Origin of the sequence: Pseudomonas lactucae (assembly GCF_036688725.1) — a bacterium.
Taxonomy (GTDB): domain Bacteria; phylum Pseudomonadota; class Gammaproteobacteria; order Pseudomonadales; family Pseudomonadaceae; genus Aquipseudomonas; species Aquipseudomonas lactucae.
The window spans coordinates 21,160-33,673 of the sequence record NZ_JAQQPT010000023.1 but is presented as its reverse complement, the minus strand read 5'-3'; the positions used below and the strand labels follow the sequence as shown (position 1 = coordinate 33,673).

The following is a 12,514-nucleotide window of genomic DNA, read 5'->3' as shown; positions in this document are numbered from 1 at the left end:
TTTGATCGCTATTAAAGCCGATTTTTATCCGTTATAAAGTCGGCCTTTACCCCATTCGGAGTCCTGATCGCCATGACCACCCTGCACAGCACCCCCCGCGCCGATGGCTTTCATATGCCTGCCGAATGGGCGCCACAGACGCAAACCTGGATGATCTGGCCAGAGCGCCCGGACAACTGGCGTCTGGGCGGTAAGCCGGCGCAAGCGGCACATGTGGCCGTGGCCAAGGCCATTGCGCGCTTCGAACCGGTGACCGTGGCGGTGTCCGCCGGCCAGTACGAGAACGCCCGCGCCCGTTTGGACGTGCCGAATATCCGTGTGGTGGAAATGTCCAGCGATGATGCCTGGGTGCGTGACACCGGGCCGACCTTCGTGATCAACAACAACGGCGAAGTGCGCGGCGTGAACTGGGACTTCAACGCCTGGGGCGGGTTTGACGGCGGCTTGTATGCACCGTGGAACCGCGACTCGCAGGTGGGCGGCAAGATCCTCGAAATCGAACGCGCGCCGCGCTACCGCACCGAAGGTTTTGTGCTGGAGGGCGGTTCGATTCACGTCGACGGTGAAGGCACCCTGCTCACCACCGAAGAATGCCTGCTCAACCGCAATCGCAACCCACACCTGGATCGTGCCCGGATCGAAGCGGTGCTGAGCGCCAACCTGGCTGTGGATAAGATCATCTGGCTGCCGGACGGCCTGTTCAATGACGAAACCGACGGCCATGTGGATAACTTCTGCTGCTACGTGCGTCCGGGCGAGGTATTGCTGGCCTGGACCGATGACCCGCAGGACCCGAACTACGCACGTTGCCACGCCGCGCTGGATGTCCTGCAAAGCAGCACGGACGCCCGTGGTCGAGCGTTTACGGTGCATAAAATGCCGATTCCGGGGCCGCTGTATGCCACTGAAGAAGAATGCGCAGGCGTCGACCCGGTGGACGGTTCCCAGGAGCGTAATCCGAGCGTGCGGTTGGCGGGTTCCTACGTCAACTTCCTGATCGTCAACGGCGGCATCATTGCGCCAAGCTTCGACGACCCATTGGACAGCCAGGCCAAAGCGATCCTGCAGAACCTGTTCCCGCAACACGAAGTGGTGATGGTGCCGGGCCGTGAACTGTTACTGGGGGGCGGCAATATCCACTGCCTGACCCAACAACAGCCCGCCCCGCACAGAAACTGAGTGCAGTTGTAACAGCGCCTTTCATGCAACGGGGGCGCTACTCGGTTTCAGTGCCCACAGCAAGCCCGCGGCCCAGCACGGTTGCGGGCTTTTTTGTGGGTGCATGCCTGCAAACACAGGACATTGGCATAGCTCTTGTATCGTTGATTGTCACAGTGGTTCGGGGGCATGACTGCGTAGTTCTGTCATAAACCTTGAGTAAGTTAGCCGCTCACGCAGTAGGAGAGAGCGCTGAAATGAACGCCGATATCAACCTGATGAATACCCGTACGTTTCACCCTTTGCGGGTCAACGGCGACGCGATCCAGGCGCTGGGACTCTGGTTGAAGGAACACGGCTCACGGCAGGTCAGGCAGTCGCCGGATTTGCGCAGCGTGATGAATGAACGTTACCCGGTGGGGTTGTTCAGTGAGGATGAAGTGCATGCGTTGTGTGACTTACTGAAAAACTAGGCAGCGCTGGTAACGCGTGTGGGAGGGAGCAAGCCCCCTCCCACATTGTTGAGTTGTGTAGCTTTTTAGAAGGTGTAAGTGCCCGTCACCACCAGGTTACGCGGCTCTCCCGGCTGAATCTGCGCCACGCTGGTCGCCGATTCATAGTAGGTCTTGTCGGTGATGTTGTTCAGCGCCGCCCGCACATCCCAGGCTTTCTGACGGAATCCGACCAACCCGTCCCAAGTGCCGTAGCCCGGCAGGACCACGGTGTTGAGGCTGTCGGCATAGCGGTCGCCCACCAGCGTCAGGCCTGTTTCCGCGTACCAGCCCATTTCCGGTTTCCAGGTGATAAACAGGCTGGCATTGCGCTTGGCCACGTCGCTGACGCGCTTGCCTTCGAAGCCGTTGTTGTCCTTCTCGACTTTGGCATCCTGCAGACCGATGCCGCCGCGTACATACCAGTTGTCGACGAGCTTGCCGGTGGCGGTCAGCTCCACGCCGCGCGAGCGTTGCAGGCCGCTGAGCAAGGTGATGGTGCGGTCCAGCGGGTCGCTGGTGCGGCGGTTGTAGAGTTCCAGTTCGTAGACTGCCAGGGTGGTGCTCAGACGGTCATCGAGCCAGTCGCTTTTGACGCCGATCTCCTTTTGTTTGGTCAGCTCGGGGCTCAGGTCGTTGACGCTGCCGGCGGCGTTCGGGGTGATGCCGATCAGGCCGCCGCCCGCCGGGGAGAAGGTTTTGCTCCACGAGGCATAGAACGAATGGTTTTCCAGCGGCGTCCACACCAGGCCGAAGCGCGGGCTGGTGCTGTGGCTTTTCACGTCTTGCCGGGTGTTGAGCAGCTTGTTTTCGGTGTCCACTTCAAAGCGGTCGTAGCGCAGGCCGGCCAGCACTTGCCACTGATCATTCAGGCGCAATTGGTCTTGTACGTAGAGGGCGCGGCTGTCGACTTCGGTGTGGTTATCACTTGATACGCTCATGCGCCCGGTGTGGCTGAGGTTGCGGTTGGGCCGGTTGAGGTCAAGGCTCGGCACCGCCTGGCCGCCTCGGTTCACGGCAGTGGCGGTATACAACGTAGGATCGCGACGCTGGGTGCCCAGTTCGAGACCGGTGAGCAGGCGATGGTCGAGGCCGAAGGTGCTGAAGCCGCCTTCCAGCTCGACATTGTTGAAGATGTTTAAGGTGGTCAGGTCCTGCTGCCAGCGTTGGCGCGTGACGCTATTAGTGGCTGGGGTGTAGCCGGTGAGGTAGGTGTTGTCGAAGTCGCTGTCGAGCTTGAACACGCCCAGGGTCTGGCGCAGTTGCCAGTTGTCATTGAGTTCATAGGCCAGTTTGGAGCGCAGCGACTGGGTCTTGTCGTCAATGTAATCACGGCTGTCACCGTAGGTGGTGCTGCGGCTCACATCGGCGGGGCGGCCGTTGACGCCTGGGATGCCTCGGTCGGGCGTGCGGTTGTAGCGGCTGTATTCGTATTGCACCAGCCAGTTCAGGTCCGGCGTGAGCTGCCAGCTCATGGACGGCGCAAACAGTTGGCGATTGCCGCTGACGCCGTCGCGAAAGCTGTTGTTGTCCTGATTGCCCATGTTCAGGCGCAAGCTGATGTTCTCCGTGGGATCGGTGCTCAGGTCGGCGTACAGACTGCGCAAATCATTGCTGCCACCCTGGGCCTCGATGCTCGATGTACGCCCGGCCGTTGGCAACTTGCTCACACGGTTGACGATCCCTCCCTGACCGCCTCGCCCGTACAGCACGGCTGCCGGCCCCTTGAGCACTTCGATGCGCTCGATGTTATGCAGGTCGCGCACGTACTGGCTGTCGTCGCGAATCCCGTCCAGGTAAAAATCGTTGCTCGCGTCAAAACCACGGATGCGCAAACTGTCGAAACGCGTGTCGGCGCCGCTGCTCACGTTGGGGATGCCGCTCAAGGCCTGGCCCAGGTCATTGGTGCCGTAGGAGCGCAGGCTTTCGGTCTTCACCGAATCGATGGCCTGGGGCACATAGCGCACCGGTGTGGCAGTGCGGGTAGCGGTGCTGGTTTCCTTGGTGCGCGGGTCATCTTCGTCAGCTTCGGCGCTGATCGCGGTTTCGGGCAACGTGGTCGCCGCACAGGCAAAACCGGCAGACAGCAGGACAGAGAGCCCAAGGGTGATGGGCGTCAGGCGAGGGGCAGGCATGGGAAAATGCATCCAGAGGGTTTGGGAGAAGACAGCGCGCTAATGGTAATGCTTTGCATTTGCGCGCGTTATCTATTGCCAAACGTATCCGCTTTGAATGTGTTACGAGATGTGTTTTCAGCGTCGTTGGAAGCTGATACATGTCGTTTTTAGAAAGGCCATCAGCCTTTGCTTAGAATTATTTCGCCTAAATACAGACGATTCACGAAATTGACACATAGTTCAACGCGCGACTAGGATTGCGCCCAACGCCTGTGGCTAACAGCCATGACTCATCCAATAAGAAAAGGCCCGCGGTATGTTCAGTCGTCCGCGGGCCTTCTTTTTTCCGGAGAAAGTCGACACCAGAAAGCGACATGGGGCCTGGTGTCACCGCGCGTACTCAACCAGAAATAAGGAATACAAGAACATGTTGAAGCAACGGATGAGTCTGATCGCTCTGGGGATTTTGAGCGCATCGACAGCAATGGCAAACGACCAGGAGCAATCCAAGGGTTTCGTTGAAGACAGCCACCTGAACATCACCGCACGTAACGCCTACATCAGCCGCGACTACAAAAACGGCAAGCAGGACAAAGCCGAATGGGGCCAGGGCTTCATCGGTAAGTTCGAGTCCGGTTTCACCCAAGGCACCGTCGGTGTGGGTGTGGACGTGATCGGTCAGTACGCTATCCGTTTGGACGGTGGTAAAGGTCGCAGCGGCGCGGGCGGCATCGACTTCTTTAAACAAGGTGACAGCGGTGCGGCGGCCGACGATTTGACCAAAGGCGGCGCGGCGGTGAAATTCCGTGTGTCCAACACCGTGCTCAAGTACGGCGACCAAATGCCGGCTGTGCCTGTGCTGCAGTACGACAATTCCCGTCTGTTGTCGGAAACCTACACCGGTACTTCGATCGTTTCCAAGGAGATTGAAGGTCTGCAACTGGACGCGGGTCGTTTCACCAAGGAGGCCCGCAAGAGTGCTGAAGGCACCGACAGCGGCAACCTGAAAAACATCAGCTACCTGGGCGGCAGCTACAAGTTCACCGAAAGCCTGTCCGCTGCGCTGTACGCTTCCGACATGGAAGACGTGCTGAAGAAGCAATACGTCAACGTCAACTACGTGCTGGCCCTGCCAGAGAAACAGTCGCTGACCTTTGACTTCAACGGCTACAAAACCAAGCTGGACAAGAGCTTCGCCGAGCAACGCGGCGATGCCGACGCGCGTGACAACAAAATCTGGAGCCTGGGCGCCACCTGGGCGGTGGGCGCACACAGCTTCACCTTGGCCCACCAGCGCAGCACCGGCGACACCGGCTATCTGTATGGTGGCTATCGTGACAATACCCGCGACACCGGCATCGGCGACGGCGGCAACACCATCCTGCTGGCCAACTCCTACTGGTCCGACTTCAACGGCAAGGACGAGCGTTCGTGGCAAGCAGGCTACGGTATCGACTTCGCCACCTTCGGCGTGCCGGGCCTGACCTACAACGTTGCGTATGTACGCGGTACCAACATCGACGACGGCACTGGCCGTGGCGATGGCACCGAGCGTGAAATCTGGAACCAGTTCAAATACGTGGTCCAGAGCGGTCCGGCCAAAGACCTGAGCCTGCGTGCCCGTGCCTCGTGGTTGCGCGTTTCCAACAACGCCAGCAACTACAACGTTGGCGGTAACGAACTGCGTCTGTTCGCCGACTACCCGATCAACGTTTTCTAAGTGATCGCACGTCGCGCCTGACGCCAGGCGATAAAAACCCCGACTGGTTCGGGGTTTTTTCATGGGCGCCGATCAGCCCTCGCCGCTCTGCAAAATCTTGCGCGCCAGCGACGCGTTGACGTAGTCAGTCATCAACACCAGGCCGTCGTATGGCTCGATCTTTTTGTTGTCGATGCACAGCTGCGCCATCTGCAGCAGCACCTGGCGCTTCTTCTTGTTGACCCGTGCGCCGGGCACGCCGAACGCGGTTTTGCGCAACTCGGGCAAGGGCGCTTCCGGCGTCAGATCCAGCGTTACCCAGATGCCTTGCATAAATTGCAACGTGACGCTGTCGATGTGCTCGATGGGCAACGGCTGCGCCAGGTTGGCAAACACAAAATGCTCCGGCGTCAGGCGCAACGCAATTTGCGGGGCGCGTTTGAACCGGCGCACGCCCAGCCAGAGAAAGATCAGCGCGATGCTACCGATGGCCGCACCGGCGCCGAGGGCGGACAACGGCGTGCCTTTCATGCGTTCCGGGGCAAGCCAGGGTTGAGCCATGACCCACAGCCCCAGCAGCACGAACGGGACCGACAGCACCGCCATCAGCACAGCGCCTCGCCGCCCACCTTCGTGCAACGCATGCTCGCCCTGGGCCGATGCGACCATGGTTTCCAGCAGATGGGTATGTTCGGCATTCTCCAATACGGCGACGTCGATCAAATCGCCCGACAACTGATCGCGTAGCCTGTGGGGTGCGCTGAAGCAGGCATCGATTTGCGCATTCGCCGTGTCGCAATCCACTGCGCGAGTGGCGCTGTGCAAGGCATCGTCCAGCGACACGCGCAGTGCCTGTAGGCGTTCGCCGTTGGACGGGTGGGAATCGGTCGGGTGCGGTTGATGAATTTCCAGGGCTTCGGGCGGTAGCTGCAGCTCACACTCGCGCAAGGCGCGGAGTACCGCGTCGGGCAGGTCCGTCGCTGACGCGGCGTCACACAAGGCCATCAGTGAGTCCTCAATATGCGGCTGCAACACCGACACCCGCAACAGCGCCGAGGCTGCCGCGCTATTGCCCCCCAACCGCGCGCCAGCGGCATCCGCCAGCAATTCGCGCTCACGGCTCCAGTGGTTCACCGCCTGGTCAAAGCGCTGCATGAAAAACACACCGAACATCAACGACGGTCGCATCAAACGTCCCTGGATAAAGTCGCTGGCCTGCAGGGTGTCCAACAGCGCTTCGAGGCTACGATTGACCCCATCGTAGATCGGCAAAAAGCGCAGGCTGTACTCCGTGTCCTGCCCCGCAAAGTGCGCCAGCTCGTGGCCGATCACCGCGTCGATTTCGTCGTGGCTCAGCAGGCCCAGGTAAAGCAGCGGCACGTGCAGGGTGCGACCGTGCAACGAAATATCCGCCGGTTGCACACTGGCCTCGCTGGAGGTCACGTAAAAACCCTGGGCCAGGCTCACCACGATATGGTCCGGCGGCAGCGCGCCAAGTTTGTCCGCCAACGCATTCACTTGACGCCACAACCCCGGTGCCTGCTCGGGGCTGACCAACTGGCCGAACATCTCCAGCGGCACGGGCTTGAACATCCCCAGCATGTGGCGCAGCTGTTTAAGCAACTGCCAGATCGAATACAGACAGAACGCCGCGATCACCCCCAGCACCGCCATCAACTTGACTTCGCCACTGCCCAACCGACCGATGTGCCACATCGCCAAGCCTTCAAAACTCAGCGCGACCGCGACCGCCGCCGCCATCGCCACCCCATGACTCACCAGCACATAGGGCAACAAGCGGCTGCCCAGAGCGAACACCTGCCACAACTTCTCCCGCGACTGCCGTGCCCGCCGCCCCGCCCAGTGCGTGCCCGCCAACGCCGCCACGCCAATCAACGCCGCCAACAACCCCAGGCCCATCACCCACAGCGCCAGCCCACGCATCGCATTGTTCACGCGATGAGCGATGGGCAGTTCCGTTTCGATTTTTGCCAGACGGCTGAGCGCCAGGTGCACGCCGATTGTTTCATCGACCAGCTTGACCGTGGCCGCCGGGTCTTTTGCCGCCAGAGCTTGAAGCTGCCGTTTAGCGATATTCACAGTGCTGTGGTAATCGTTCATCGCGGTGGTGGTTTCGTCAGCACGCTGACGCTCCCAGCCGCCCAGGGCGGTGAGCAGCAGCGGGAAAATCACCAGCAGGGCAATCAATTTCAGGGCGTTCATGGGCGTTTGTTCACGACGCGGGGTTGTCGGTTATACCGAAAAATGCGCAGGGCGCGATAGAGGCTGGCAAACCGCATGAGTGAAGTCCTCCGTCCCACCACCCGGAAGTTGGCCACTTGAGTTGAGGCCAGAGGATGGTGCTTGGATGAACCAATGTACAATCGCCAAACGAACACGGACTTTCGGGAATCTACACATTGGCATCCTACGACCAAGCAACCCTCCTCGCGATACTGGAATACTGGCATAAGGTCGAGTTCTTCGTCCCCTATGGGCTGGAGCAATACCTCGATGACCTTGAAGAGTGGCAGTCCAAGACGCTTTTGCGTAATCGCCTGGAAAGTACAGACACCGGTTGGCTGACCATTGATGTGCCTGAAGACAAGGAATTGCTTGGCTATAACTTGTTCCTGGGAGTTTTCGACAAGTCCTCTATCAGTCAGATCTGCGAATGTATCCGCCCTTCAATCGACGCCACCGATAGCACAGGTGTTTTTGAGGAAGAGGCACGTGCAGACCTGGAGGGCATGACCTGCTTTGCCAAGTTGCCACTGGATAGAGCCGGCTATCCCATCATCGATTCAATCTCCATTTCGACGGCCCCTTGGGCGTTGGGACAAACACTTAATGATGGCCTGAACGCTCTAAACCATGACGCATTCGATTCAGCACAAAAAGAGCTGAAGATGATGCTCCGCGACTTCATGAGTGAGCGTGGCTGCTTTGCGGATAAGGGGCTGGATGCATCCGAGGTGCTTTCGTTGCAGGCATTGCTGTGCAGATGGGCGGGATTCACGCCCTCGGCAACGCAACCCATTGCAGCCATTACGGCAAAGGTCAAAGCGCGCACGCCCGTCACGACAACGGAAAAAGCGTCCCCCGAAGCCATAACTCCCGACTTCGACGACGACGAAGAGGGTGAAGCGCCGGAGGAAGAGCTGGATATCCTGAACAGCTTTTATATTCGCGATATCGAACGGACGATCAACAGCGTGCGCACCGGCGATATTACGCAAGCACTCGGGCAGTATCTGATTCCGCTTGCCACCGACAAACGTATCGACCTGTATTCCAGAGAGGGCTGCTCAGCATTACTGCAGGCACTGCGTCCGAGGCTTATGAACCCTGGACACTGGATGGCTGACCCAGGTCAACCGATGAGTCTAATGCAACAGTTCGCTCTCAATCAGATAGGGCAGGACCTTGAGCGCAGCGGGCTTTTTTCGGTCAACGGCCCGCCCGGCACTGGCAAGACCACGCTCTTGCGAGACCTGTTCGCGGACAACATTGTCCAACGCACTCGGATACTGGCGGGGTTGGCCAAAGCTGACGATGCCTTTGAAAAACACGCACTCACGGTGCGCTTCAAAAGCGACTCAAGCACTGTCCAACTACGCCCTCTGATCAACGCTCTGACCGGGTTCGAAATGGTTGTAGCTTCGACCAACAATGCAGCGGTCGAAAACATCTCTGTCGATCTGGTCAAGCGCAAGGCGTTAGGCGAGCAATGGCGGCATTTCGGCTATTTGCAGCCGATAGCGCACAACATGGCAATTGAGCAGACCAAGCGCGGCAACATTTCTCCCGAAGGTGACCAGATGCCTTGGGGGCTGATCAGCTGTGCGCTGGGTAACTCCACTAACCGTCGCAACTTCAATGAACGCTTTAGCATGTTCAGCCTTGAAACTGCCAGCAAGGAAAAGGCTATGCGGATCTGGGAGTGGTTCGACAGGCCCAATGCACTGACCTTCAAGCAAGCCTGCGATGCATTCAAGGAGGCTGATCGCCAATTGTGCGAGGCACTCGACGAGCGTGAGCGACTGGCCGAACTGTTGGACGTGCTGAGCCGAGGAACCGAGGCTGACTACGTCGCCACTGCGGCGCTTCAAGTCAAAGAGGCTAATAGCGAAGTCGCCAGCCTGAATGCATTGCATGAACGCCATCTTCAGCGTCTTCAAGTGGCGCAGCAAAACTTCGTACAACTCACCGAAGAACAGCGCCTGATCGACCGCACTGCACCGGGCTGGTGGGCACGTTTATGGCGTACGAAAGAGGCTAAGGCCTACCTTGAGCGACGCAAGCTCAATGCCAATAGCCAACTGCACACCCATGAAGAAATCCGCAGTGTTCGCCAGGACCAGCAGACGTTGGTGGAAAAACTTCGCGATGCCATGGAGCGCGTCCGGCTTCACGAGCACCAGCAAGCGGAACTCGCTCAGCAATGGCAACGACAGAGTGAAGAATGCGAGCAATTGCTGGCAAGGTTGGGCAAACCCCATTTGCCCGCTGATCCGCTGGAGCTAAGGGAGAACGATCGGTTTCAGATCGAAGGCCTATGGCACGATAGAACGCTTGCTGAACTGCGGTCCAGCTTGTTCGCGGCTGCACTTGCACTGCAACAAGCCTGGCTGCACACGGTGGGTCAAAAGAGAGGGGCGCTGAGAAAAAACCTTGTAGCCATCTCTGCGCTGCTTTCCAACAAAACACCGGAAGACCCAAGCCACGCTTTGCCCATCTGGCAAAACCTGTTCATGGTGGTGCCAGTGGTTTCCAGCACGTTTGCCTCCTTCGCCAAACAATTCGCCGGCCTGGGCCCAAACGCTTTGGGCTGGGTTTTCATTGATGAAGCAGGCCAGGCCGTTCCGCAAGCTGCCGTCGGGGCGCTTTGGCGGGCACAACGCTGTGTGGTGGTTGGGGACCCATTGCAGATTGAACCCGTCTTTACACTTCCAACGCCTTTGCTCAACGCGCTGGGCGAACTCAACCCTGTCACCGCCAGCAATGCCTATGCGCCCCATTGCGTGTCTGTCCAGCGTCTCGCCGACCAGGCCAATCGCTTTGGTGCCTATGCACCTTTCTTGGACGAGACAATATGGGTTGGCAGCCCACTGCGTGTACACCGTCGCTGTCACGAACCCATGTTCACCTTGGCCAACCGTATCGCCTACGACAACAAAATGGTCTATGGCCTACCTGAGCGAAACCCCAGTGCTGCACCATTGATCGACCTCCCCAGTGGCTGGGTCGACATCCGCGGCGCCGTCGAACGCAAACAGGTAGTGCCCGAGCAGATCGAGTTCATGATCAAGGTGATCGTCAGCCTCTTCCACCGCGACACGGCACTGCCTGAGCTCTACGTCATCTCGCCTTTCAAGGCGATCCGTACAGCGTTGCGTGAAGGTCTACTGAGCTGTACGTGGAAGCAGGCTGTACCCAAGAGGGATGAATTGAAACGCTGGCTTAAAAGAAGCGTCGGCACCGTCCATACCTTTCAAGGCAAAGAGGAAAAAACGGTGTTCATGCTATTGGGCACTGACATGGAGAATGCCGGTGGCGCAACTTGGGCCTCCTCCAAACCCAATCTGTTGAATGTGGCGCTGACCCGAGCCCAGCACCGCATCTACCTTGTGGGGGATATCAAACTGTGGGGAGCATTGCCCTATTTTGAGAAAGCTGTGACGGGAGACGTGGCGATACCGCGATGGAGACGGTGCGATTTTGGGGTGATTGTGCAGAGCGCGAACGCCCAAGAAAGAACGGATGTCTAGTTGCAACCACCCGCAGGCAGATCAACTTCAGGGCGTTCAGCGGCGGTCATTCACGACGCGCGAATGATCAGGGTTATACCGAAAAAAGCGCCCCAAGCCGGGGCGCTCATGCTGTGGGAGCCGAGCTCGCCCAGCCACCACAGCCCTTCTTATTGCCCGCCCCCGGTATTGCCTGGCGACTCCAACACCTTCACCACATCATCAATCACCGCCTTGCTCATCTCCTGCAAATAATGCGACGCCCAGGCATAACGGTCCGTCTCCTTCGTCATCGCTGCATCTTCGGCGAGCAGCTTGGCGACGTGGAGCAGGTCGGAAACGTGGTGCAAGGCTTCATGCAGGGAAACACCGCTGTTAACGCGGAACAGAGGCTGGTCGGAGTGAAAGGAGAAGGGGGTGACGCCGAGGGTGGTTAACGCAGACGCAGGTGTAGCGGTCATCGGTAAAACTCCCATATCGAGTGAGAGCTACCACATTCGTTATCAGGCGAATTGGGTGGCAGCTGTGCGCAGGCTGATAAACCGGAGATACAGGAACCCGGCAGACCCGAAGGTCTCCCACGCACAGCCGCCATTGCACGAATTTTAAGGCAAAAAAAACGCCTTCAAAATCGGGTTTTGGGGGCGCTATGTGCGCCTGCATCTTGCCGGGTTATCAGGCCCGATCGCTGAATTGGCAGCGATGGAGGGAGGGTAGCGTGGTGGGGCGCAAGGAGCAATCGGGAAAATAGAACGGTTGGTCTGGGCGAGTCTTAGGGCGAGCGAAAATCACTGTGCCGATTCGAAGGTCGCTTTCAAAATGATGTAACTATCGCCTGGGCCAGCTGCATGTCTGACATGCGGGGGGAGGGATACGCCGACTGGTAGTACCTGGAGGCCTGCTCAAACCGAGCGCCGCGAATCTCGCCATCTGAGCCAATAAACGCAAGCGCATCATCCTTGGCGGGCTTGAATTTTTTTGTGACGGCTAGAGAAATGCCCGTCGTTGCAACAAGGACGAGAGTGGGAGCCATAGTTATCATCATCATTGAGTTTTGATACGAGCCCCTATCTTCCGCAACGGTCTGAGCGCTGATTGATACCATGACGGCGATTGCCAGAGTCTTCCATGAACCCATGCTTTGATGCTTCCATTGCTGTCTGAGGGGGCAACCCTATCAGAGCAGGGGATTGCCAGAAACAAGAAGCCCGGCGCCAGACTAAGGCCATGCCACGATTTTCATTGACGAATCAATCCTTTGTGATCGTTTCAACTGAGCTTCCGCATCCGCGCGGGAAA

General features: G+C 58.6%; 9 protein-coding genes. 5 read left to right on the top strand and 4 right to left on the bottom strand.

The annotated features are described in order from the left end of the window. The first annotated feature begins 72 nt into the window (after nt 1-72). Nucleotides 73-1,179, top strand: a complete 1,107-nt coding sequence (gene aguA, locus V6M90_RS23940) for an agmatine deiminase (RefSeq protein WP_305428246.1) — start codon at nt 73-75, stop codon at nt 1,177-1,179. A gap of 236 nt (nt 1,180-1,415) precedes the next feature. Further along, on the top strand, nt 1,416-1,631 hold the full coding sequence (locus tag V6M90_RS23935; protein ID WP_042944036.1) for a hypothetical protein: 216 nt from the start codon (nt 1,416-1,418) through the stop codon (nt 1,629-1,631). A gap of 65 nt (nt 1,632-1,696) precedes the next feature. Here the strand turns inward: V6M90_RS23935 and V6M90_RS23930 are convergent, their stop codons facing one another. Further along, entirely contained in the window at nt 1,697-3,784 is a 2,088-nt protein-coding gene (locus V6M90_RS23930) for a TonB-dependent receptor (RefSeq protein WP_141064610.1), read from the bottom strand. A gap of 409 nt (nt 3,785-4,193) precedes the next feature. On the opposite strand from V6M90_RS23930, the gene V6M90_RS23925 reads away from it, so the two are divergent. Beyond that, entirely contained in the window at nt 4,194-5,486 is a 1,293-nt protein-coding gene (locus tag V6M90_RS23925; protein ID WP_332847245.1) for an OprD family porin, read from the top strand. 72 nt (nt 5,487-5,558) lie between these two features. On the opposite strand, the gene V6M90_RS23920 is transcribed toward V6M90_RS23925, so the two are convergent. Beyond that, entirely contained in the window at nt 5,559-7,688 is a 2,130-nt protein-coding gene (locus V6M90_RS23920; RefSeq protein ID WP_332847244.1) for a M48 family metallopeptidase, read from the bottom strand. A gap of 197 nt (nt 7,689-7,885) precedes the next feature. Here V6M90_RS23920 and V6M90_RS23915 point away from each other — a divergent pair, with 197 nt between their 5' ends. Beyond that, the gene (locus V6M90_RS23915) at nt 7,886-11,236 is read left to right on the top strand and encodes a DEAD/DEAH box helicase (protein ID WP_332847243.1); all 3,351 of its coding nucleotides are present in this window, start codon (nt 7,886-7,888) and stop codon (nt 11,234-11,236) included. Beyond that, on the top strand, nt 11,229-11,303 hold the full coding sequence (locus V6M90_RS30270; RefSeq protein WP_408637335.1) for a hypothetical protein: 75 nt from the start codon (nt 11,229-11,231) through the stop codon (nt 11,301-11,303). Before V6M90_RS23915 ends, V6M90_RS30270 begins: the two co-directional genes overlap by 8 nt. A gap of 82 nt (nt 11,304-11,385) precedes the next feature. Here V6M90_RS30270 and V6M90_RS23910 read toward each other — a convergent pair whose 3' ends face one another. Together V6M90_RS23910 and V6M90_RS23905 are read right to left on the bottom strand one after the other, a co-directional pair. Next, nucleotides 11,386-11,676 carry a DUF3077 domain-containing protein gene (locus V6M90_RS23910; RefSeq protein ID WP_141064606.1) on the bottom strand — a complete coding sequence of 97 codons (291 nt, stop codon included), beginning with the start codon at nt 11,674-11,676 and terminating at the stop codon, nt 11,386-11,388. A 353-nt stretch (nt 11,677-12,029) separates the two neighbouring features. Beyond that, the gene (locus V6M90_RS23905) at nt 12,030-12,353 is read right to left on the bottom strand and encodes a DUF2388 domain-containing protein (RefSeq protein ID WP_141064604.1); all 324 of its coding nucleotides are present in this window, start codon (nt 12,351-12,353) and stop codon (nt 12,030-12,032) included. Nucleotides 12,354-12,514 lie beyond the last annotated feature (161 nt).

Excerpts from the sequence above, each read along its gene's own strand:
- V6M90_RS23910 (WP_141064606.1), bottom strand. The coding sequence starts at position 11,676 with ATGACCGCTACACCTGCGTCTGCGTTAACCACCCTCGGCGTCACCCCC.
- V6M90_RS23930 (WP_141064610.1), bottom strand. The coding sequence starts at position 3,784 with ATGCCTGCCCCTCGCCTGACGCCCATCACCCTTGGGCTCTCTGTCCTG.
- V6M90_RS23935 (WP_042944036.1), top strand. The coding sequence starts at position 1,416 with ATGAACGCCGATATCAACCTGATGAATACCCGTACGTTTCACCCTTTG.
- V6M90_RS23920 (WP_332847244.1), bottom strand. The coding sequence starts at position 7,688 with ATGAACGCCCTGAAATTGATTGCCCTGCTGGTGATTTTCCCGCTGCTG.
- aguA (WP_305428246.1), top strand. The coding sequence starts at position 73 with ATGACCACCCTGCACAGCACCCCCCGCGCCGATGGCTTTCATATGCCT.
- V6M90_RS23905 (WP_141064604.1), bottom strand. The coding sequence starts at position 12,353 with ATGGGTTCATGGAAGACTCTGGCAATCGCCGTCATGGTATCAATCAGC.
- V6M90_RS23925 (WP_332847245.1), top strand. The coding sequence starts at position 4,194 with ATGTTGAAGCAACGGATGAGTCTGATCGCTCTGGGGATTTTGAGCGCA.